This is a genomic window from Microterricola viridarii, from assembly GCF_900104895.1.
Taxonomy (GTDB): Bacteria; Actinomycetota; Actinomycetes; order Actinomycetales; family Microbacteriaceae; genus Microterricola; species Microterricola viridarii.
The window spans coordinates 1,537,949-1,558,443 of record NZ_LT629742.1 but is presented as its reverse complement, the minus strand read 5'-3'; the positions used below and the strand labels follow the sequence as shown (position 1 = coordinate 1,558,443).

The 20,495-nt window shown below is 68.7% G+C and carries 20 protein-coding genes; 10 read left to right on the top strand and 10 right to left on the bottom strand.

Annotation, left to right across the window (positions count from 1 at the left end; translation table 11 throughout):
• The first annotated feature begins 56 nt into the window (after positions 1 to 56).
• From BLT62_RS07075 to BLT62_RS07065, 3 genes are all read left to right on the top strand, one after another.
• A complete protein-coding gene (locus tag BLT62_RS07075) occupies positions 57 to 749 on the top strand; it encodes a phosphocholine cytidylyltransferase family protein (protein ID WP_083363426.1) in 693 nt (230 codons plus the stop codon).
• Between the two features lie 94 nt (positions 750 to 843).
• The gene (locus BLT62_RS07070; RefSeq protein ID WP_083363425.1) at positions 844 to 1,644 is read left to right on the top strand and encodes an ABC transporter permease; all 801 of its coding nucleotides are present in this window, start codon (positions 844 to 846) and stop codon (positions 1,642 to 1,644) included.
• Positions 1,644 to 2,399 (top strand): ABC transporter ATP-binding protein, encoded by a 756-nt coding sequence (locus BLT62_RS07065; protein WP_083363424.1) that lies wholly within the window; start codon positions 1,644 to 1,646, stop codon positions 2,397 to 2,399. The genes BLT62_RS07070 and BLT62_RS07065 overlap by 1 nt, the downstream gene beginning before the upstream one ends.
• Before the next feature lie 28 nt (positions 2,400 to 2,427).
• On the opposite strand, the gene BLT62_RS07060 is transcribed toward BLT62_RS07065, so the two are convergent.
• Positions 2,428 to 3,051 (bottom strand): hypothetical protein, encoded by a 624-nt coding sequence (locus tag BLT62_RS07060; RefSeq protein ID WP_083363423.1) that lies wholly within the window; start codon positions 3,049 to 3,051, stop codon positions 2,428 to 2,430.
• 261 nt (positions 3,052 to 3,312) lie between these two features.
• Here BLT62_RS07060 and BLT62_RS17965 point away from each other — a divergent pair, with 261 nt between their 5' ends.
• Positions 3,313 to 4,365 carry a hypothetical protein gene (locus BLT62_RS17965; protein WP_197675178.1) on the top strand — a complete coding sequence of 351 codons (1,053 nt, stop codon included), beginning with the start codon at positions 3,313 to 3,315 and terminating at the stop codon, positions 4,363 to 4,365.
• 108 nt (positions 4,366 to 4,473) lie between these two features.
• On the opposite strand, the gene BLT62_RS07050 is transcribed toward BLT62_RS17965, so the two are convergent.
• The 5 genes from BLT62_RS07050 to BLT62_RS07030 all read right to left on the bottom strand — a co-directional run bounded on the left by BLT62_RS07050 (position 4,474) and on the right by BLT62_RS07030 (position 10,466).
• Positions 4,474 to 5,772: a CDP-glycerol glycerophosphotransferase family protein gene (locus BLT62_RS07050; protein WP_083363422.1), complete on the bottom strand. Its 1,299-nt coding sequence runs from the start codon at positions 5,770 to 5,772 to the stop codon at positions 4,474 to 4,476.
• A 63-nt stretch (positions 5,773 to 5,835) separates the two neighbouring features.
• On the bottom strand, positions 5,836 to 6,714 hold the full coding sequence (locus BLT62_RS07045) for a glycosyltransferase family 2 protein (protein WP_083363421.1): 879 nt from the start codon (positions 6,712 to 6,714) through the stop codon (positions 5,836 to 5,838).
• The gene (locus tag BLT62_RS07040; RefSeq protein WP_083363420.1) at positions 6,701 to 7,513 is read right to left on the bottom strand and encodes a CDP-alcohol phosphatidyltransferase family protein; all 813 of its coding nucleotides are present in this window, start codon (positions 7,511 to 7,513) and stop codon (positions 6,701 to 6,703) included. Before BLT62_RS07040 ends, BLT62_RS07045 begins: the two co-directional genes overlap by 14 nt.
• A gap of 2 nt (positions 7,514 to 7,515) precedes the next feature.
• Positions 7,516 to 8,571: a glycosyltransferase family 2 protein gene (locus tag BLT62_RS07035; RefSeq protein WP_172829770.1), complete on the bottom strand. Its 1,056-nt coding sequence runs from the start codon at positions 8,569 to 8,571 to the stop codon at positions 7,516 to 7,518.
• Between the two features lie 110 nt (positions 8,572 to 8,681).
• Positions 8,682 to 10,466, bottom strand: coding sequence for a S1C family serine protease (locus BLT62_RS07030; RefSeq protein ID WP_083363419.1), 1,785 nt, complete (start codon positions 10,464 to 10,466; stop codon positions 8,682 to 8,684).
• A gap of 205 nt (positions 10,467 to 10,671) precedes the next feature.
• Here BLT62_RS07030 and BLT62_RS07025 point away from each other — a divergent pair, with 205 nt between their 5' ends.
• Positions 10,672 to 11,871: an aminotransferase class I/II-fold pyridoxal phosphate-dependent enzyme gene (locus BLT62_RS07025; protein WP_083363418.1), complete on the top strand. Its 1,200-nt coding sequence runs from the start codon at positions 10,672 to 10,674 to the stop codon at positions 11,869 to 11,871.
• On the opposite strand, the gene BLT62_RS07020 is transcribed toward BLT62_RS07025, so the two are convergent.
• Positions 11,858 to 12,679 carry a carbon-nitrogen hydrolase family protein gene (locus tag BLT62_RS07020; RefSeq protein ID WP_083363417.1) on the bottom strand — a complete coding sequence of 274 codons (822 nt, stop codon included), beginning with the start codon at positions 12,677 to 12,679 and terminating at the stop codon, positions 11,858 to 11,860. The genes BLT62_RS07025 and BLT62_RS07020 overlap by 14 nt on opposite strands.
• Before the next feature lie 48 nt (positions 12,680 to 12,727).
• On the bottom strand, positions 12,728 to 13,186 hold the full coding sequence (locus BLT62_RS07015) for an anthrone oxygenase family protein (RefSeq protein WP_083363416.1): 459 nt from the start codon (positions 13,184 to 13,186) through the stop codon (positions 12,728 to 12,730).
• 161 nt (positions 13,187 to 13,347) lie between these two features.
• On the opposite strand from BLT62_RS07015, the gene BLT62_RS07010 reads away from it, so the two are divergent.
• A complete protein-coding gene (locus BLT62_RS07010; RefSeq protein ID WP_083363415.1) occupies positions 13,348 to 13,842 on the top strand; it encodes a GNAT family N-acetyltransferase in 495 nt (164 codons plus the stop codon).
• Here the strand turns inward: BLT62_RS07010 and speB are convergent.
• Positions 13,781 to 14,785, bottom strand: coding sequence for an agmatinase (speB, locus tag BLT62_RS07005; RefSeq protein WP_407937559.1), 1,005 nt, complete (start codon positions 14,783 to 14,785; stop codon positions 13,781 to 13,783). The genes BLT62_RS07010 and speB overlap by 62 nt on opposite strands.
• Before the next feature lie 215 nt (positions 14,786 to 15,000).
• Here speB and BLT62_RS07000 point away from each other — a divergent pair, with 215 nt between their 5' ends.
• Positions 15,001 to 16,716 (top strand): SulP family inorganic anion transporter, encoded by a 1,716-nt coding sequence (locus BLT62_RS07000; protein ID WP_083363413.1) that lies wholly within the window; start codon positions 15,001 to 15,003, stop codon positions 16,714 to 16,716.
• A 425-nt stretch (positions 16,717 to 17,141) separates the two neighbouring features.
• On the opposite strand, the gene BLT62_RS06995 is transcribed toward BLT62_RS07000, so the two are convergent.
• Positions 17,142 to 18,140 (bottom strand): helix-turn-helix transcriptional regulator, encoded by a 999-nt coding sequence (locus tag BLT62_RS06995; protein ID WP_083365353.1) that lies wholly within the window; start codon positions 18,138 to 18,140, stop codon positions 17,142 to 17,144.
• Between the two features lie 63 nt (positions 18,141 to 18,203).
• Between BLT62_RS06995 and BLT62_RS06990 the strand changes: the two genes are divergently transcribed.
• The 3 genes from BLT62_RS06990 to BLT62_RS06980 all read left to right on the top strand — a co-directional run bounded on the left by BLT62_RS06990 (position 18,204) and on the right by BLT62_RS06980 (position 20,354).
• Positions 18,204 to 19,157, top strand: coding sequence for an alpha/beta fold hydrolase (locus BLT62_RS06990; protein ID WP_156786270.1), 954 nt, complete (start codon positions 18,204 to 18,206; stop codon positions 19,155 to 19,157).
• Between the two features lie 9 nt (positions 19,158 to 19,166).
• A complete protein-coding gene (locus tag BLT62_RS06985; RefSeq protein ID WP_083363412.1) occupies positions 19,167 to 19,730 on the top strand; it encodes a YdeI/OmpD-associated family protein in 564 nt (187 codons plus the stop codon).
• 105 nt (positions 19,731 to 19,835) lie between these two features.
• Positions 19,836 to 20,354: a hypothetical protein gene (locus BLT62_RS06980; protein WP_083363411.1), complete on the top strand. Its 519-nt coding sequence runs from the start codon at positions 19,836 to 19,838 to the stop codon at positions 20,352 to 20,354.
• The last annotated feature ends 141 nt before the right edge of the window (positions 20,355 to 20,495 follow it).

Below are 20,495 nucleotides of genomic sequence, written 5' to 3'. Positions count from 1 at the left end.
CTCGCAGGCACGCATGCTCGGTGAATTTCGCCGGATTTTTCTTTGAGGAGCCCAACATGACCACACAGGTCGTAATTCTTGCCGCAGGCATGGGAAGCCGCCTTGGCCGCTCGCTGCCCAAGCCCCTCACCGAGCTCAGCGACGGCCGCACCATCATGCGCCAGCAGTTCGACAACATCGAGCACGCCTTCGGCAACAACGCCAAGGTCACCATCGTCGTCGGCTACAAGCTCGAGCACATCATTGAGGCCTTCCCCCAGGCGTCCTTCGTCTACAACGAAGAGTATGACCAGACCAACACCTCCAAGAGCCTGTTGCGCGCCCTGCAGGCCTCGCAGCCGGGCGGCGTGCTCTGGATGAACGGCGACGTCGTCTTCGACCCGCGCATCCTCGACCGCGCCGCGGCCATGATCGCCCGCGACCAGAGCTTCGTCACCGTCAACACCTCCAAGGTGTCCGACGAGGAGGTCAAGTACACGACCAGCGCAGAGGGCTACATCAAGGAGCTCTCGAAGACCGTCAAGGGCGGCCTCGGCGAGGCCGTCGGCATCAACTACATCTCCGCGGCCGACAAGGCCACCTTCCAGCGCGAGCTGGTCAAGGTCGGCGACCAGGACTACTTCGAGCGCGGGCTCGAGGTGGCGATCGAGAAGTTCGGCCTGCTGGTCGAGCCGGTCGACATCTCCGACCTGTACGCGGTCGAGGTGGACTTCGCCGAAGACCTCGCCCGGGCGAACCTCTTCGTCTAATCGAAGCCGTCGTGCCGGCGTTTTCAGCCAGCGGATGCCGGTTCGGGAGGCGTGATGCACGCCTCCCGTCTCGCGCGCCCATACGATAGTGCCTGTGAGTTCAATCGCTGAGGAGCGCCCGCACTGGTCGCCGTTTGCACGGTACCGCCATGCGCTCTGGCTGCTCACGCGCCGCGATCTGCGCGTGCGCTACTCGACGTCGGCCCTCGGCTACATCTGGTCGGTGCTCGACCCGCTCGTCATGTCGGGCATCTACTGGTTCGTCTTCACCCAGGTGTTCCAGCGCCCCCTCGGCAGCGACCCGTACATCGTGTTCCTGCTCTCGGCGCTGCTGCCGTGGATGTGGTTTAACGGCGCCGTCTCCGACTCGACCCGCGCGTTCCTGCGCGAGGCGAAGCTGATCCGCTCCACCAAGATCCCGCGCACGATCTGGGTGAACAGGCTGGTGCTCTCCAAGGGGATCGAGTTCTTGGCATCCATACCGGTGCTCGCACTCTTCGTGGTCTTCTCCCCCGGTTCCGCGATCAACGGCGACCTCGTGCTGTTCCCGCTCGCCATCCTGATGCAGACGGTGCTGACCGTCGGCATCGGCCTGATCGTCGCGCCGCTCGTCGTCTTCTTCCGCGACCTGGAGCGGGCCACCAAGCTGGTGCTGCGCTTCCTGTTCTACGCATCCCCGATCATCTACGGCACCTCGAACCTGCCGGAGGAACTGCACTTCTGGGCTGCGTTCAACCCGCTGACGGGCATCTTCAGCCTGTACCGGGCCGGCTTCTTCCCCGGCGAGCTCGACTGGTTCGCGGTCGGGGTGTCCGCGGTCATGTCCGTTCTCATCCTCGCCGTCGGGCTGCTCGTCTTCCGCCGCCTCGAGCGCTCCGTGCTGAAGGAGATCTGATGCCAGAGACCGAGGCCACTCCCGTCGTGATGACGGTGACGGATGCCGGCATCCGGTTCCGCCGCAACCGGCGCGGCCGCCGCAACTTCAAGGACCTCTTCGCCGGGCGCAAGCGCCGCAGCCGGCCGGGCGAGTTCTGGGCGCTGCGCAACGTCACCATCACAGTGCGCGCCGGTGAGGCCATCGGCGTGGTCGGCCGCAACGGGCAGGGCAAGTCGACCCTGTTGAAGCTCGTCGCCGGCGTCATCCTGCCCGACGAGGGAACCGTCGACGTGCGCCAGGGCGTCGCCCCGCTGATCGAGATCACCGGCGGATTCGTCGACGACCTCTCGGTGCGCGACAACGTCTACCTGACGGCCGGCCTGCACGGCATGACGAAGGCGATGGTCGATGCGCGCTTCGACGAGATCATCGACTTCGCCGAGATCGGCGACTTCCTGGACACCCCGTACAAGCACCTCTCCAGTGGCATGAAGGTGCGCATCGCCTTCGCCGTGATCTCCCGGCTTGAGGAGCCGATCATCCTCGTCGACGAGGTGCTCGCCGTCGGCGACAAGGCGTTCCGGGAGAAGTGCTACCGGCGCATCGAGGAGCTGCTGGCCAGCGGCCGCACCCTGTTCTTCGTCTCGCACAACGAGCGGGACCTCCGCCGCTTCTGCACGCGCGGGCTGTACCTGGACAAGGGCGCCCTCGTGCTCGACGCCCCGATCGCCGAGGTGCTGGCCCGCTACAACGCCGAGTACGGCACCGCGTAACCCGCGGCCAGAACTCGAGGTTCGGCGCTCAGCCCTCGAGCGGGGCCAGGCCCTGCGTGGCGCGCTGCTGCTCGGTCTCGGTGTCCAGCACGTCGAGCGGCTTGCCCGCGTCGCGGCGCACCCGGTAGCGCCCGGAGAGCAGCGAGAGCCGGTCGGCCGGGCTCTCCAGGTTCACCTTGTCGAGGGCCCGCAGCGCGATGGCGTACCAGCGCTCCGCGAGCGCCAGCTCGTCGGCGATCTCGAAGCTCGAGGCGATCGCCTCGTAGATGCCGAGCTCGGGCGCGCCGGCCGTGCGCACCTCGTCGGCCAGCGCCAGCGCCTCGGCGCGCTGGTCCAGCTCCAGGTGCAACGAGATCAGCGTCGGGTGCGCCTCGAAGCGCTCCGCGGACGGGTGGCCGGCCGCGGCCAGGGCGAGCCGGAACGCCTCGTCGTAGTCGCGCCCCATCTGCAGGTGCTCGGCGGCCACGATCAGCAGCTGTGCGGGCGTCACGCCGTCGTCGAGCGTGTAGGCGTCGGCATCCGTCGCCCAGGACTCGAAGATGGCGGCCTTCTCGAGGTGTTCGGCGACCCCGCCGGTGCTGCTGCCCGCTCTCTCGTCGAAGTCGCGCAGTTCAAGTTCGTCGATGTCGTCTTCGGTGATGAGAGTGACCATGCACCAAGGCTACCGCCGAGCCGGCCGCTCTCGGCATTGACTCAGGCGCGGACCGATTGCCCGCTGCATCGGCTCCTGTGCCCGGCCGCTCTCGGCATTGACTCAGGCGCAGACCGATTGCCCGCTGCATCGGCTCCTGTGCCCGGCCGCTCTCGGCGTTGACTCAGGCGCGGACCGATTGCCCGCTGCATCGACTCCTGTGCCCGACCGCTCTCGGCGTTGACTCAGGCGCGGAGGGAGGCCAGCCCCTAGGATCGCCTCGTGGCCAGAAAAGCGAAACCGATCATCTCGCCCACCGGGGGCACGCCCCAGGGCGGCGAGCTGCCGCACGGCCTGCTGCGCGGCATCGACAAGGTCATGGCGGTGCAGCGCCCGATCGTGGTCGCGCACATCCGCAGCATCCGGCGCAAGTTCCCGGACGCCACCCCCGACCAGCTGGTGCGCATCCTGGAGCTGCGCTACCTCGCCGCCGTCACCACCGGCGGGGCCGCCGTCGGCGCGACCGCGGTGATCCCCGCGATCGGGACCGGCGTCACCCTGGCCCTCTCCGGCGTGGAGACGGCCGGTTTCCTGGAGGCGACGGCCCTGTTCGCCCAGTCGGTCGCCGAGGTGCACGGCATCGCCGTCGACGACCCCGACCGCGCCCGCGCCCTCGTCATGACGCTCATGCTCGGCCGCGAGGGCAGCGATCTGGTGCGCAACCTCGCCGGGCAGTTCACCGGCGGCACGTTCACCCGCAACATGTACTGGGGTGAAATGGTCACCAGCGCCATCCCCGCCACCCTGATGGGCCCCCTGGTCGACCGCATGAAGACCGTGTTCATCCGGCAGTTCGCGGTGCGCGGAGGGGCGAGCTTCATCGGCAAGGCGCTGCCGTTCGGCGTCGGCGCCGCGGTCGGCGGCTTCGGCAACAACATCTTGGGCAAGCGGGTGCTGCGCAACGCCCGCCTCGCGTTCGGCCAGGCTCCGCCCCTTCTGCCGTTCGAGCTGGAGCCACCCGCGCGCACTGTGCCGCTGCGCACCCCGGCGAGCCGCGTGGCTGGCATGGGCACGGCGGTCGTGCGCGGCGGCGCCCGCGTCGGCAGCAGGGTCGGCGGGGCCGTGGGCGGCGCGGCCGTCGGTGTCGGCGGGGCGGTGGGCGGTGCGTTCCGCAAGGCGCTGCCGCGCGGTCGGGCGGATGCCGCGGCGGCGCGCAACCCCGACAACGGCGTTCCGACCGACGAGACGCCGTCCGACGGCACTCCTGTTGACGGCACTCCCGTTGACGGCACTCCTGTGGGCGGCGGCTCCGTGGACGGCGTGCCCGTCCCGTAGCGAGTCCGCGGACGCGACCCGCGACGCGCCGTCGGCAGCGGCCAGACCGGGTAGATCCGGCGGCCGCATCCGCCGATCGGCTACCCGTTCGGCGCGCCCATCTCTGGCCTAGGCCTCGATCTCCTCGGCGTCCTCGATGTCGCCCTTCACGTCGTGGTCGTCGAACTCGGCGTCGGCGGCGTGGATGGCCGCGTGCTTGTCCCACTCCCCCATCAGGTGCTGCACGGCCCCGTGGAAGCGGTGGGTCGCGCTGCCGGGCGTCGTGTCGCCGAAGTAGTACTCCACCCAGCGCCGGAGCCTGGCCTGCGCGGCATCGCCGTGGGTGAGCTCGTCGACGATGGCGACGATGTTGCCGGCATCCGCCGCCGGCAGCCACTCGCAGTCGGAGAGGTAGCCGCTCGTGTCGATCTCGGCGGCGGGGTTCGCCGGGCGCGTGACGAGGAGCGGCTTGCCTGCAGCCAGCCGGTCGTAGACCATGGCCGAGATGTCGACGATGGCGACGTCGGAGGCGACCAGCTGCCAGCCAAGCTGGGAGCCGGTGTCGAACACGTGCTGGGCGGTGGCGTCCGCGGCGTTCGCCGCCTCGATCATCCGCACGATCTCGCGGTTGGCCGCCGCGTAGGCCGGGTCGAGCACGCCGGAGCGCGGGTGCGGGCGGTAGATCACGCGGTGCCGCGGGCTGGCCAGCAGTCCGGCGATCAGCGCCACGCCATGCGTGGCGATGGAGCCGTAGGCTGCGCCCCCGCGATCGCCCTCCCAGGTCGGCGCGTAGAGCACGACCTCGCGGGAGTCCTGCTGGTACGGCAGCGCCGCGTCGTCGAGGTAGTGGTCGGCCTGCGGCCGGCCGATCGGCAGCGCGCGCTTGTCGAAGTCGTAGTCCCAGAGCACCTTGCCGAGCCGGGCCCTGGCGGCGTCGCCCGCGATCAGCGAGTAGTCGTAGGCCTTGAACTGGTTGGTGGTCATATACATCTTGTCGCTCTCACCGTGGTTGATGAAAACGTGCCAGCGGCGCCCGTAGCGCATCATCTGGAAGTTCTTGGCGTTCTGGTTGACGTAGAAGATCACGCGCAGGTCCTGCTCGTGGATCACCCGCTCCAGGTCGACAACCTTGCGCACGTAGGCGACGGGAAGCGGCGCCTCGTCGAGCATGGTGAGGGCGGCGCCCGACGCCCGGCTGAGGATCAGAACCGGCCAGGTCTCGGCCAGCTTGGCCAGCGGCTTGTACCACTGCCGCATCTGGTACATGTTGACCTTGCCGTCGGCGAAGTACACGCCCACCTTGAAGCGGTGCGGCTCGAGCGGCCCCTGCACGGCGAGCTTCTCACGAAGCTGTCCCTGCGCCTTGCGGGACGCCAGCACCCCCTTGACGAGCTTGATGGCGTTGCGCATGTCTTTCTGTATACCCACGTGTTCCAGAGTACAGATCGCCGGGGACTCAATACCCCAGAACGGGAGTCACCGACCGAATCGTTAGACGATCGGTGGGCGGCCGGCCAGCGTCATCCGCCACACGGTGCGCCAGGACATCGGCCTGCGCTCCCCCGGGTCTGCGCGCCAGCCCTCCAACCAGCCGCCGAACCAGGCTTTGAGGGCCACCGGATGACGCCACCAGCGCAGCAGCTGGATGCCCGTCCAGCTGCCGACGTAGAGCGGGATCAGCACGGCGGGCAGGTTGCGCCGGGCCAGCCACACCCTGTTGCGCGCGTTCAGCCGGTAGTAGTAGCTGTGCCGGGTCGGCTGGATGACGGGGTGGTTGGCGATCAGGTCGCCGGCGTACCAGGCCCGCTTGCCCGTGTTCCACACCCGCCAGGCCAGCTCGATGCCCTCGTGCGCGTAGAAGAACGGCTCCGCCCAGCCGCCGGTCGCGTCGAAGACGGCACGGGGCAGCAGCACGGCGCCCTCCCAGACCGAGAACACGTTGCTGGAGTGGCCGGCCTCGCCCTTGCGGATGCGCGGGATCCAGCGCCGGGGCGAGGTGACCCCGCTCGGGTCGACGACCTGCGGCTGGAGCAGGCCGATGCTCGGGTCGGCGCGCAGCTGGGCGATCGCGGTGGTGAGGAAGCCGGCATCCGGGATGCTGGCGTCGTCGTCGAGGAAGAACAGGTACTCGCCGGACACCTCCGGCACGCCCCGGTTGCGGCCGGCCGGGATGCCGAGGTTCTCCGGCAGGCCGAGCGCCTTGACGCCCTCCGGCAGGCCGGTGGGCTGCCAGCCGTTGCCGACGCAGACGACGTCGAGCACGACGCCCTGCTGGGCCAGGATGCTGCGGAGGCCCCGGTCCAGATCGGCTGGGCGCGTGCCCTGGGTCAGGACGACGACGCCGACGGTGGGCAGGCTAGGAGCGGACACGCTTGGACGCCATGATCGCGAGGAAGTGCCCGAACAGGGCGAGCAACGACAGCGGCACGAGGGCGATGAGCAGCACCCGGTCGGTGATCGGCTGGCCGGCGATGAGCCCCACCAGCGCGGCGACGAAGATCAGCATGGTGAGCTCGACCGAGTGGTAGAGCCGGTGGAACGGCACGAAGCGGGCGATCTTGCGCAGCGTGGCCACGAGCCCGCCGGTCGGGGCCGACTCGCCGTGCGTGTCGGCGAGCTTGGGCAGGCCGGCGTTGGCGCGGGCGACGTGCACCATGTCGTTGAGTGCCTTGTTCAGCACGATGATGAGCGCCAGCAGCCCGGCGAGGGTGGTCCAGAGGAAGTCCTCCGGCGTCTCGAACGGGTAGGCGGCGGCGCGGATGCCGAGGGCGAGCGGGATCAGCGCCTCGGTCGAGTAGTGGCCCACCTTGTCGAGGAAGACGCCGGCCGGGGAGGATGTACCGCGCCAGCGCGCGACCTCACCGTCTGAGCAGTCGACGAGCATCTGCAGCTGGCCGAGAAGCAGCGCGAGCGCGGCCCCCCAGATGCCGGGGATGAGGAGGGCAGCGGCCGTCGACCAGCCGACGAGGATCATCAGCCCGGTCACGCCGTTCGCCGAGATGCGCGTCTTCAGCAGCATCCAGGTCAGGTACGGGGAGATGTCGCGGAGGTAGAGGGACGCCGTCCAGTGCTCCGCGTTGCGGCGCGAGCGCACCTCGGGCGGCTGGGCCACGGCGCGCAGTTCGGCGATCGACGAGGGGCGCCCCTGTCTGGGTGTTGCCTGCGCCATGGTCACCTTCCGTTGTGTGCCGTGATGTTGCTGGTCAGCTTGAGGTAGCCGAGCAGGAATCCGATGCCCCACGAAAAGTGGATGCACGGCAACACTAGGAGAAACCAGAGCGTGCTGCGTAATCCGAGCACACGCAGGTTGCCGAGCGCGGCCACGAGCACGAACAGCGCGTAGGTGGCGGGGGCGGCCAGGCCGAAGAGCAGCCAGGGCCAGGCGCCCACGAGCGCCTGAACGAGTCCGCCGAGGCCCAGCAGCAGGCCCACGACGACGCCGACGACCATCACCGGCGGGATGAAATAGCGGATGCCGTTGCTGTCGGGGAAGCGGCGGGCGAGTTCGCCGCGCCACAGCCCGGTGGAGAGCATCTGCTTGACCAGGCGCTTCACGCTCGGCCGAGGCCGGTAGGTGACCCTCAGCTTCGGGGTGAACCAGACGACGCCGCCGGCCTTCCGCAGCCGGCGGTTGAGCTCCCAGTCCTGCCCGCGCTTGATGTGCTCGTCGAAGAGCCCGACCGCCTCGATGGCCTCTCGCCGGAAGCAGCCGAGGTAGACGGTCTCTGCCGGCCCCTCCTCGCCGCCGATGTGGAAGGAGGATCCGCCGAGACCCACCCGGGAGCCGTAGGCCCGGGCGACGGCGCGCTGGAACGGGCTCTCGCCGCGGGCGTCCATGATGCCGCCGACGTTGGCGGCCCCGGTGCGCTGCAGCGTCTCGACGGCGATGCGCGCGTAGTCGGGCGGCAGCACGGAGTGCGCGTCGACGCGGATGATGATGGGGTACTGGGAGGCGCGGATGGCGACGTTCAAGCCGGACGGGGTCGAGCCGACCTCGTTCTGCACGACGCGGATGCGCGGGTCGACCCGCGCCATGTCCTCGACCAGCTCCGTGGTGCCGTCGATGCTCGGCCCGAGGGCCAGCGCCACCTCGAAGGGGCCGGCGTAGTCCTGGTTGAGCAGGCTGTCGACGGCAGCCCGCACATGGGTCACTTCATTGAGCACCGGCATCACATAGGAAACACCGGGAAGCGCAGCGACTGCGTCATTCGACACCGTGTCGATCATCTCTCCCACTCGTTGAAACTGGACTTGCGAGCTTATCAGGCGAGCCGAACGCGAACATCGCCGCCCGGCCAAGAGGCCGGACGGCGATGCGGGAAGGAGCGGTGCGCGGGCTAGCTGCCGAGCGTGCCCAGGGTCACGTCGGCGTCGTAGCTCGTGCCGTTGCGCTCGTAGCTGAGCGTGGCCTTTCCGCCGCCCTCCACCGTGCGCACCTGCGCGGTCAGGTCGTTCGCGTCGGTGATCGGCACGCCGTTGAAGCGGGTGATCACGTCGCCCTTCTGCAGGCCGGCGTTGGCGGCGGGGCCGCCGGGGGTGACGTCGGCGATGTAGGCGCCGACCGTCGTGCTGCCCTCGACGCTGGCGGCCGCGGAGACGGTGGCGCCGAGCAGGCCGTGGGTGGCCTGGCCGTTCTGGATGAGCTCGCTGGAGACGCGCTCTGCGAGGTTCGCCGGGATGGCGAAGCCGACGCCGATGCTGCCAGCGCCGCTGCTTCCGCTGTCGGAGCTGCCTGCCGTGGCGATGGCGACGTTGATGCCGATCAGCTCGCCGGCATCGTTGAGCAGGGCGCCGCCCGAGTTGCCCGGGTTGATGGCGGCATCCGTCTGGATGACGGCGAGCGAGATCGTGCCGGTGCCCGTCGACGGCGCCTGCTGCGACTGGCCCTGGCCGGGGAAGTCGAAGTTGAACGGGAAGTTGTCGTTCGGGTTGCTGGGCGTCGTGCTGTCCTGCTCCGGTGTGGCCGGCACCGCGGAGGAGGCCACCGTGATGCTGCGGTTCAGCGCGCTCACGATGCCGTTGGTGACGGTGCCCGCGAGGCCGAGCGGGGCGCCGATCGCGATGGCGGTGTCGCCGACGTTCAGCCTGCTCGAGTCGGCGAACTTCAGCGGGGTGAGCCCGGAGGCGTCCTTCAGCTGGATGACGGCCAGGTCGGAGATCGGGTCGGTGCCGACGATGCTCGCGTCGTACAGTGTGCCGTCACTCATCGTGACCTGGATCGTCGGGTCGGCCGTCTCGCCGTCCAGCGTCACGACGTGCGTGTTGGTGAGCACGTAACCGTCGGAGCTGAGCACAACGCCGGAACCGGTGCCCGCACCGTTCTGCCCGGCGACGGAGATGGTCACCACGCTCGGCATCGCCTTGGCGGCGACGGCCGTGATCTGGTTGACGGACTCGGTGTTGTTCACGACGACGTTCTGCGGGGCAGCGGCCGAGCTGGAGACCCGGCCCTGGTTCTGGGCGCCGGCAATCGCCATGACGCCGGCGGCGGAGCCGCCTCCGACGAGGGCACCGATCACGAGCGCGGCGACGAGCATGCCGACGCCGGCGCGCTTCGGTGCGGCTGCGGCCGCGGGCTGGTGGCCGGGTCCGGTCGGGCCGCCGGGACCGGCGGGGCCGCCGAGGCCGAAGGCGGCGCCGTTCAGCGGAACGGTCGGCTGGGTGTGCTGCTGGCCGGGGTACTGCGCGTGCTGGGCCTGCTGCGGGTAGCCCGCCTGCGCGGGCTGCCCGGTGTGCTGGCCGGCGTAGGGCTGCGGCGGGGTGTTCGGCGCGTAGACGGTGGCGTTGGGCGCGGCGGCGCCGTACGGGGGGTGCGCGGGGGCAGCGGGAGCGGCCGGGGCTGCGGGAGCCGGCTGTGCCGTCGCGGCCGGGGCAGCTGCGGGAACGGCAGGCTCGGGCGTGGTTGCGGCCGGAGCGGCCGGCGCCGCTGCGGGAGCTTCGTGGGCGGGAGCTTCGTGGGCGGGAGCGGCTGCGGGAACCGCCGGCTGGGCGTCTGCGACGGGAGTCGTCTGCACGGCGTCCGCCGGGGTGGCGGCCGGGGCGGGGGTCTGAGCGGGAGCCTGTGCGGCGGCGTTGTCCGCGGACTCCGGCTGGGCCGCGTCCTGGTTGTAGTTCTCGGTCATGGGTTGCTCCTTCCAAGCAAGCTCAAGCATCCACCCGGCCCCTGTGCAATCTTTATGGGAAAGCTGAGAGCCACCTTGGGATCGGTTGAGGCTTGGCCGAGCAGTCGCGACGATGGGATTCGCCTACTCATGCCACTCGCCAGCGTACTCTGATGGGACTGCGCAACCGCAGTGAGCGTGAGCAGACTGAGCAGACAGGATTCCGATGAGCGCACTCGCCCCGTGGCAGCGCACCGCTGCCGGTGCAGGACTCCTCGCCGCAGACGGCAGCGTCGCGGCGACGATCTTCGCCGAGATGAGCGCGCTGGCCCAGCGCACCGGCGCCATCAACCTCGGCCAGGGCTTCCCCGACGAGGACGGGCCGGAGGAGGTCCTCGAGGCGGCGCGGCGCGCGATCAGCGACGGCGTGAACCAGTACCCGCCCGGCCGCGGCCAGCGGGTGCTGCTCGAGGCCATCGCCGAACACCAGAACCGCTTCTACGGCATCCGCCTCGACCCCGAGCGGGAGGTGCTCGTGACGGCGGGCGCCACCGAGGCCATCGCGGCGACCATCCTCGCCTACGTACGGCCCGGCGACGAGGTGCTCACCCTCGAGCCGTTCTACGACTCCTACGCGGCCACGATCGCCCTGGCCGGCGGCGTGCACACGACGGTGCCGCTGCGCTCCCCCGACTTCCAGCCCGACCTGGACGAGCTGCGCGACGCGGTCAACGAGCGCACGCGGATCATCCTCGTGAACACGCCGCACAACCCGACCGGCGCCGTGCTGCCGCGGGAGACGCTCGAGCTGATCGTCGAGCTCGCGCACACCCACGACGCGCTGATCGTCACCGACGAGGTGTATGAGCACCTCACCTTCGAGACGCCGCACCTGCCGATCGCGACGCTGCCGGGGGCCCGCGAGCGCACCATCAGCATCGGCTCGGCCGGCAAGACGTTCAACACGACCGGCTGGAAGATCGGCTGGGTGAGCGCATCCGCCGAGCACATCACGGCGATCCTGGCCGTCAAGCAGTTCCTCACCTATGTCAACGGCGCGCCGTTTCAGCCGGCCGTCGCCGTCGGGCTCGGCCTGCCGGACGCCTTCTTCACCGGCATCGCGGCGACGTTGGCCGCCAAGCGCGACGTGCTCTCGGCCGGGCTGCTGCGGGCGGGCTTCACCGTGTCCCGGCCGGCGGGCGGATATTTCGTGGTGGCGGATGCCGCGCCGCTCGGTTTCGACGACGGCGCCGAGCTCTGCCGAGCGCTGCCGGGGCTCGTCGGGGTCGTCGCCGTTCCGATCACCGCGTTCGTGCACGCGGAGCGCCGAGCCGGCTACTCCTCGCTGCTGCGCTTCGCCTACTGCAAGAAGTTCGACCTGTTGGAGCGGGCCGCGGTGCAGCTGAGCGGGCTCAGCGCGCGCTGACGGCGAAGCGGCGGAGCTCGAGCGCCGGGTTCAGGCGGCGCACGGACTCCAGGCGCTCCCGGCTGATCCAGGCGAGGGCGACATCCGTCGACTCGCCGATCGTCGCCAGCTCGACGCCCATCGGGTCGATGACGAAGCTGTTGCCGACGCCGACGGGCGGGGCGTGGTCGGCTGCGGCCAGGTAGACCGTGTTCTCGAGGGCGCGCGCCGTACAGAGGGTGCGCCAGTGCGCCTCCTTGAGCGGGCCGCGCACCCACTCGGCTGGCACGAGCACCAGCTCGGCGCCGGCGTCGACGAGGCGGCGGGTCACCTCGGGGAAGCGGACGTCGTAACAGGTCTGCAGGCCGACGCGCAGCCCGCCGAGCTCGAACAGCTCGGGCTCGGTGATGACTCCGGCCTCGACCCAGTCGGATTCGCGCATGCCGAAGGCGTCGTAGAGGTGCAGTTTGCGGTAGCGGGCGACGAGGCCGGCGTTCGGCGCGAGCGCGACGACGGTGTTGCGCACGCGGCCGTGCGCACTGGCCGTCGCCTCGCTGCCTGTCTCGACGAGCCCGGCCACGATGTGGCAGCCAGTGTCGGCGGCCAGGGCGGCGAGCGCCCGCACGAAGGGTCCGTCGAGCGGCTCGGCCGCGGCCACCCACTCGGGGCCCATGGTCGGGGTGAAGAAGCTGGAGTACTCGGGGAAGACGACGAGGCTGGCCCCGCGGGAGGCGGCGAGCCGCGTCATCCGCTCGATCTCGGCCAGATTCGCCGCCGTGTCGGCCCCGGGCGCGAACTGGGCGACGGCCACCGCGATCTCTGCACTCATGGCCACAGCCTACTGCGGCGCCCCGAGCCGGAGGCCGCCGGGGCGGCGTCAGCGGGATTGCAGCGCGAAGGCGACCGTGAAGCAGACGAAGGCCAGGACCGCCGCCGTCGAGCGGTACACGTCGATGGCCTCCCAGCGGCGGACCACGGTCTTCCAGTCGGCCGGCGGGGCGCCCAGCGCCCAGTCGTTGACCTTGATGTTGATCGGGACGGTGCCGAGGAAGGAGAACAGCAGGAAGGCGACGAGCGCGGCCATGCCGGCCCAGCGCCAGGCGAGACCCTCCGGCCCGGCCACGACGAGGGTGGCCACCGCGAGCAGCGCCGTCGGCACCATGATGGCGGGCACGACGACTTTCAGCCGTTTGACGAGCGCGATCCGCGCCTCGAGGTGGGCGCGGTCACTCAGCCGGGACAGCGCGGGCTGCACGCCCCAGCGCACGATGAACTCCTCACCGGCCAGGATGCCGGCCAGCACGAGCCCGATGGCCGGTATGACGATGCTGATCATCGGGGTCCTCCTGATGGTGTGGTGAGCCCCGGCCATCCTAGGCCGCGCCTCCCGGCCCTTGCGGTGAGGTCCCTGCTCTGATTCCCTACAGCGTGGGCGCTGCATCCCGCGATGTCCCAGCGCGCCTCACATTCTGAACTCCGCACCGACGGGAGCACCCGATGCCAGAGAAGACCGCCCCGACGATCCGGCCGTTCTCCCCCGCCGACGAGCACCGCTGGCGCGCGCTCTTCCGGGCCTACCGCGAGTTCTATGAGCTGCCGGAGTCCGAGGAGGTCGTCTCCCGGGTCTGGGGCTGGCTGATGGACCCCCGACACGAGTGCGAGGCGCTCGTCGCCGAGGTGGACGGCGAGGTCGTGGGATTCGCCCACCTCCGGCGCTTCTCCTCCCCCTACGACGGCACCACCGGCCTCTTCCTCGACGACCTCTTCACCGACCCCGCAGCGCGCGGCCGGGGTGTCGGGCGCGCCCTGATCGGCCGCCTCACCGAGATGGCCGCGGCCGAGGGACGCTCGGTGGTGCAGTGGGAGACTGCCGCAGACAACTTCCAGGCTCAAGCGCTCTACGACACGCTTGCGACGCGGACGAGCTGGGTCACCTATGAGGCAGAGCCGGCCCCGCCTGCGCCTCGGCGCCCGCCGTCGCCGACGGGGTGAGCGCCATCAGGGCGATCAGCTCCCAGGCGGTGTGGGCGGCGGCCAGGCCGGTCAGCGCGGCGTGGTCGTAGGCCGGCAGCACCTCGACGACATCCGCGCCGACGATGGTGAGCCCGGCGAGGCCGCGGAGCGTCGTGAACAGCTCCCGCGTGGTGAGGCCCGCCACCTCCGGCGTCCCCGTGCCCGGTGCGTGCGCGGGGTCGAGCACGTCGATGTCGATCGAGATGTACACGGGTCCGCCGCCGAGGCGGTCGCGGATTTGCCGGACGATGTCCGCGACCGGCCGCACCTGGTAGTCCTCGCTGCGGATGATCTGGAAGCCGAGCGCCGCGTCGTCATCGAGCTCGGAGCGGTCGTAGACGCCGCCCCGGATGCCGACGTGCTGGCAGCGGGCCAGGTCGAGCAGCCCCTCCTCCGAGGCGCGGCGGAACGGCGACCCGTGCCAGATCGGCGCGCCGAAGTTCGTGTCCCAGGTGTCCAGGTGGGCGTCGAAGTGCAGCACGGCGACAGGCCCGTGCTTCCTCGCCACCGCGCGCAGCAGCGGGAGGGCGATGGTGTGGTCGCCGCCGAGCGTCATCAGCGTCGTGCCGGCCTCGGCGAAGCGGTCGGCGGCCGCCTCGATGCTGGCCACCGCGGCGGCCAGGTCGTACGGGGTGACGCCGAGGTCGCCGGCATCCGCCACCTGGTTCACGGCGAAGGGGTAGACGTCGTGGATCTGGTGGTACGGGTGCAGCTGCCGCGAGGCCTCGCGGATGTGCCCCGGCCCGAAGCGCGCCCCAGGCCGGAAGCTGGTGCCCGCGTCGAAGGGGATGCCGAGCACGGCGATGTCGGCGTGCTCGATGTCCTCGCTCCGCGGCAGCAGCGCGAACGTCGCCGGGCCGGCGAAGCGCGGCATCCCCGGGTCGTCTCGTTGCCCGATGCGCTGCGGCTGCTCTGTGCTCACGCGGATGCCTCCCCCTCCCGGCGAGGGGTTCACCGGGTTTCGACCACGCTACCGCGACCCGGTCGGAGGCTCCGGATTCCTCTGGCACGAGCCGCCTTTTGCTGTCACCATGGAAACCCTCGGAGCATCCACGCAGGCCGAGCACCGCTCGGCAGCGGCTCCTCCAGAGCCACTCGCTGAAAGCTGGCCACCATGTCGATGCTCGACCCCACGCCATGAGCACCCGACAGCGCATCGCCGGCCTGGTTCCGATGCTGGGGTGGATCCGCGGCTACGACCGGAGCTGGCTGCGCGGCGATCTGATCGCCGGCTTGACGGTGGCGGCGCTGATCGTCCCGAAGAACCTCGGCTATGCCGGCATCGCCGGGCTCCCGCTGCAGAACGGCCTCTACGCCGCGGCCGCCGGAGCCATCATCTACGCGATCTTCGGCACCAGCCGGCAGATCTCGATGGGCCCGAGCTCGGGGCTGGCCGCCGTGGCCGCCAGCGCGGTGGTCGCCGCCGGCATCACCGAGCAGGTGGACGTCGCCTCCTTCGTGGCGGGCATCACCCTGGCATCCGGGGTGCTCTTCCTGCTCCTGGCCGTGCTCAAGATGGGTTGGATCGCGCAGTTCCTCTCCCGCGCCGTGGTGACCGGGTTCCTGTTCGGGGCGGCGATCGATGTCGTCATCGGGGAGCTTCCCAAGCTCACCGGCAGCCCGGCCAGCGGCAGCAACTCGTTCCAGGAGCTGTGGTCGTGGCTGGGGACGGCGGGTGAGTGGAACCAGGCGACCGCGATCGTCGGCGGCATCTCGCTGCTCGTCGTCTTCGGGCTCAGGCGGATCGCCCCGCAGGTCCCGGGCGCGCTGGTGTTGGTCGTCGGCGGACTGCTCGCGTCCTGGATCTTCCAGCTCGGCGACCGCGGCGTGGCGCTCGTCGGGGACGTGCCGCGCGGCCTGCCCGCCGTGGCGCTGCCGGATGTCGGGCTGATGTGGGATCACGCGGGCACCGTGGCGATCGCCGCCATCGCGCTGGTGCTGATCGGGTTCTCCCAGACCGCCGGCGACGCCCGCGCCTTCGCCGCCAAGCACGGCTACCAGGTCGACATCGACCAGGAATCGGTCGCGCAGGGGCTGGCGAACACCGGCGCCGGGCTGTTCCAGGGCATGCCGGTCTCCACCAGCCTGTCGGCGAGCTCGCTCAACGACCACTCCGGCGCCCGCACCGGGCTGGCCTCGCTCACCTCTGGCGTCATGGTGCTCCTGACGCTGCTCGTGCTGGCCCCGCTGTTCTCCTCGCTGCCCAAGCCGGTCCTGGCCGCGCTGATCATCGAGGCCGTCGTCATGGGCATGATCAACCTCCCCGAGATGCGGCGACTCGCCCGCGTGCAGCCCTTCGACTTCTGGGTTGCAATCGCCGCCATCGCCGGCACCCTCGCTTTCGGGGTCCTGGCCGGCGTGCTGATCGGCATCGGCCTGTCGCTGCTCTGGCTGATCGGGGTCGCCACACACCCGCACATCCCCGTCCTCGCCCGGAAGGCCAAGACCGACGTCTTCCGCGAGCTGAGCGAGCACCCGGAGGACGAGCTGGACCCCGGTGTCGTAGTGCTGCGGATGGACGGCGGACTCTTCTTCGCCACCTCGGATGCCTTGGAGGACCGGCTGCGCGACGTCATCCACTCGCACCCCGGCCTGACCGGCATCGTTCTCGACTGTGCGGGCATGAACTTCATCGACTCGCAGGGCGCCGCGACGATGCGTGATGTCGTCGACCTCGCCCAGGATGCCGGCATCACGCTGCGCCTGGCCCGCCTGAAGCCAACCGTCCGGGCCACGCTCGAACGGGACGGCGTGCTCGAGCGCATCGGCGCGGCCAACATCCACGGCAACGTCGCCACGGCGGTGCTGGCCCAGCGTGAGTCGTCGGACCCGCCGTCCGAGTCGAGCGGCTGAGGCTGTGCCGGGACAACGGCAGAATCCTCCGGAAACACAGAATCGCCCCGAGTTTCCTCGTGGGCGATTCTGGCGGCAGTTCCTGGAACTACCTTCTGTTGGCTGTTCGCGAAACCCGCCGCGGCGCGCATCTCAAGCCGCCACCAAACGAGCTTTCCTCCACATCCATCGTCCTTTTCCTCCACATCTGTCGAGGATTCACTCAGACGGCAGGAACTGCCGACAATGGTGATCGATCACCGCGGGCCAGGAGTCAACCGAAGCTGCAGCAGTCCCTCGCAACGTTTCTGCGCCAGCGAGCCAGACAGTCACCGTGTTCCCGTTGGCTCCTGACCACCTCAGTGTGAGCAACGCACCAGCATGCCGCACATACACCGAGCGCGGCGCGATTCTCTCGACGTACCCGGGTAGTGATGACCGAGACGTCACGCGCCACCGAGGTCGGTCGCGGTATCCGTCATGACGCTTTGGCCGTACCGGCGCGTAAGTGCTGCGCCGATCACTGCCAAGTGGTTGCGCACACCTTGTGGGCTCGTAATCTCAAGCCACTCGACGAGCCCTGCGAGATGGCCGGCGATCCCGTACTCGCTAGGCGCGTGGATCACTACAGGGATGCGGCCATCGCTTGCAGCTGGCCCGATTTCGAGGTTGTCACCGACTGCGATTTGGAGAAAGCCAAGCCCTTCGGGGGCACAGTTCGCGTGCACGTCGACGACTGTACGGTGGCGCTCAGCTTCGGCGGTGAGGTCGCGCCAGCTTTTCGTGAGATCGAAGTCTTCCGCTCGGTGAACGAGTGTCTCGCTTGGGACCACGGCAGTAACACGGTCCAGGCGGAAGGTACGCCGACCTGCGTCAGCATGAGCAACGAGATACCAGCGCGAGTCCTTCACCACTAGCCCCAGGGGATGCACGATTCGCTCGGACTCTTTGCCAGCGCTATCAACGTAACTGAGCTGCGCCTGCACGCCGCGGATGACTGCGTCTTGCAGAACGTCAATGAATGGTGGCGGCGGTTTTGCGGCCCCCGTTGCACCCCACGGTTGCGAATCCACGATCATGGAAGACGCCGCCGACTCGGCCTGTGTACGAAACGTCTCAGGCAAGGCTCGGACGAGTTTTCGAAGCGATGCCTTCAGCTCTGGCGCTGCGGCCTCCGCGGCTGCCGCTGGTCCAGCAACGAGAAACAGGGCGCGAGCCTCGCTCGCGGTGAGCCCTGAGAGGTCAGTGCGCCCACCCCCCAGGAGACGCCACCCGCCAGAACGACCCTGAATCGAGTAGACGGGGATGCCTGCCACACCCAGGGCATCGAGATCGCGGCGCGCGGTGCGTTCAGAAATCTCCAGTTCTTTTGCGACCTCTGCAGCCGTGACCTGCTCACGCCGCTGCAGCAAAAGGAGGATGGCCACCAAACGATCAGATTTCATGATGTGTATGTTCCCAGAAAAACCGGTCAATAGGTGGCCTATTTATGTCGTTACCTTCAAAACATGAACACATCTACGCATGAAATTCCCTTTCCTGACGCCACCGTGATCACCGTGAATGGTGTTGATCTTGAAGTCTTCGAGGCTGGCCAAGAGAACGCAGGAAACCCGATTGTGCTCTGTCACGGATGGCCGGACCTTGCATACACGTGGCGTTTTCAGATCCCGGCCCTTGTCGCAGCCGGCTACCATGTGATCGCTCCTAACCAGCGCGGATTTGGTAATTCAACGAGGCCGGAAGAGATCGTCGATTACGATATCGAGCACCTGACGGGCGACCTCGCGGCACTGCTTGACCACTTCGGCTATGAGCGCGCAACCTTCATCGGTCACGACTGGGGTGCGTTTGTCGTGTGGAGCTTCACGCTGCTGTACCCACACCGTGTCGACAGGGTCGTGGCGCTCAGCTTGCCGTACCTCGCACGTGGCGAAATGCCGTGGCTCGATTTCATGGAGGCGGTGCTAGGAAGCGACTACTACTTCGTACACTTCAACAAGCAGCCGGGTGTTGCTGATGCGGTATTCGACGCAGAGCCCGCACGCTTTATCAACAACCTCTACCGCAGGGACGAGCCGCTCATGCCCCCGAAACCGGGCATGGCGCTGATCGAAATTGCCAGAGATACCGCTCCTCTTGGCGAACCTCTGCTCAGTGAGAATGAACTGGCAGTCTACGAATCCGCGTTCAAACATTCAGGGTTTACGGGTGGCATCAACTGGTACCGCAACCTCAATCGCAACTGGCACTTGCTCGCAGACGCCGACCCCATCATCCACCAACCCGCTCTCATGATCTACGGTCTTCGCGACGCTATCGCCCGTTCAGAGCAGCTATCTGCGTTCGTTCCGAATGTCGAAGAGCTCAGCTTTGACAGCGGCCACTGGGTACAGCAGGAACGCCGCAGCGAAACAACGAATGCGATCCTCGAGTGGTTGGGCCGGAACCCAGCCAGCTAGGAGACGAAAATGGTCGACACGCTATTCTTCAGCGACGCTGAGGCTTTCAGCGAGTGGCTCGAAGCACACCACCGTGAGACGTTTGAAGCGTGGGTACTGTTTCATAAGAAGAACTCAGGGAGAGTGAGCCAGACATGGCCTGAAGCTGTCGATGTGGCACTGTGCTTTGGGTGGATTGATGGGCTCAGAAAAAGTGTCGACAGCGACAGTTACAAAGTGCGTTTCACACCCCGCAAACGGAATAGCGTGTGGAGTTCCGTCAACGTCAAAAAAGCTGAAGCGTTGATGCAGTTGGGCAAGCTGCGGCCAGAAGGGCTGGAACTGTTCAACAGTCGAAAGGACACTCAAGGCTACTCACCTGAAACACGAAAAGTGCAGCTAGACGCCGCATATGAGCAGAGGTTCAAGGGACATCAGACCGCTTGGGAGAGGTTTTCGGTATTCGCACCGTCATATAGGCGCGATGCAGTCTGGTGGGTCATGAGCGCGAAGAAAGAAGAAACGAGGCAAAAGAGATTGGACATTCTGATTTCCTCGTCAGCCCAGGGGATCAAGCCCCGGGGACTGATCTAGCGCGGTGTCCTTCGACGTGATGGCTTGGGCGCTGAGCGCGAGTGCGGGTTCGGTCATCTCGCTTCCGAACTATGACCAGAGCAAGCAGACCCCACAGGACGAACCATGCTGTTCTGCCCCGCGCTCGGCCCCGCGCTCGGCCCCAGCCCGACCGTCACCCGCCCGCTGCGCGAACTGCTGAAGACACGGAAGATCGCCGACAAAGAGCGGCCGGCCGTGGACGCCGCCGACCTGCCCGAGTTCGCAGGCAAGATCTGCCAGCGGCACTCGGCGTCATTCGACGAGGCCGACATGCGCCGACACCAGCAGGCCTTCGACTACGGCACCCCAGAGTGGGACGCTATACACACCCATGCCCGCAACTCGATCGAGTCCCTGAACGCCCAGATCAAGGCAGGCGGCACCGAAGACATCCAGTCCGCGAACAGGCGTCGCGTCCGCGGTATGGGCGCGGCGCAAATCATCGTCACGATCCTGCTCACCAACTTCAACCTGCGCAAGATCGCCGCCTTCCTCAGCGACAAGATCAAAGAAGACATGCGCGCCGCCGCCGGCCAGCCCGCGAAGCCGCGACTGATCCCCCGCCGCGACTGCGAGTTCCGCAACCCCTGCACCGACACCTAGCCGGCCGGCGTAGAACGGCCCGACAAAGCCAGACCCGCGCCGTCGGACGATACCGGCGGGCCACCCCTGCGCACCTAGCCGCACAACCGGCACCCGATACCGCCCGAGAGGGCACACACCCAGGCTCACCGATCTGTTCCG

Bases quoted from the DNA above. Each gene is read 5' to 3' on its own strand.
- BLT62_RS07075 (WP_083363426.1), top strand. From the start codon at position 57: ATGACCACACAGGTCGTAATTCTTGCCGCAGGCATGGGAAGCCGCCTT.
- BLT62_RS07065 (WP_083363424.1), top strand. From the start codon at position 1,644: ATGCCAGAGACCGAGGCCACTCCCGTCGTGATGACGGTGACGGATGCC.
- BLT62_RS07060 (WP_083363423.1), bottom strand. From the start codon at position 3,051: ATGGTCACTCTCATCACCGAAGACGACATCGACGAACTTGAACTGCGC.
- BLT62_RS07040 (WP_083363420.1), bottom strand. From the start codon at position 7,513: ATGGCGCAGGCAACACCCAGACAGGGGCGCCCCTCGTCGATCGCCGAA.
- BLT62_RS07035 (WP_172829770.1), bottom strand. From the start codon at position 8,571: ATGATCGACACGGTGTCGAATGACGCAGTCGCTGCGCTTCCCGGTGTT.
- BLT62_RS07030 (WP_083363419.1), bottom strand. From the start codon at position 10,466: ATGACCGAGAACTACAACCAGGACGCGGCCCAGCCGGAGTCCGCGGAC.
- BLT62_RS07025 (WP_083363418.1), top strand. From the start codon at position 10,672: ATGAGCGCACTCGCCCCGTGGCAGCGCACCGCTGCCGGTGCAGGACTC.
- BLT62_RS07020 (WP_083363417.1), bottom strand. From the start codon at position 12,679: ATGAGTGCAGAGATCGCGGTGGCCGTCGCCCAGTTCGCGCCCGGGGCC.
- BLT62_RS07015 (WP_083363416.1), bottom strand. From the start codon at position 13,186: ATGATCAGCATCGTCATACCGGCCATCGGGCTCGTGCTGGCCGGCATC.
- BLT62_RS07010 (WP_083363415.1), top strand. From the start codon at position 13,348: ATGCCAGAGAAGACCGCCCCGACGATCCGGCCGTTCTCCCCCGCCGAC.
- BLT62_RS07000 (WP_083363413.1), top strand. From the start codon at position 15,001: ATGAGCACCCGACAGCGCATCGCCGGCCTGGTTCCGATGCTGGGGTGG.
- BLT62_RS06995 (WP_083365353.1), bottom strand. From the start codon at position 18,140: ATGAAATCTGATCGTTTGGTGGCCATCCTCCTTTTGCTGCAGCGGCGT.
- BLT62_RS06990 (WP_156786270.1), top strand. From the start codon at position 18,204: ATGAACACATCTACGCATGAAATTCCCTTTCCTGACGCCACCGTGATC.
- BLT62_RS06985 (WP_083363412.1), top strand. From the start codon at position 19,167: ATGGTCGACACGCTATTCTTCAGCGACGCTGAGGCTTTCAGCGAGTGG.
- BLT62_RS06980 (WP_083363411.1), top strand. From the start codon at position 19,836: ATGCTGTTCTGCCCCGCGCTCGGCCCCGCGCTCGGCCCCAGCCCGACC.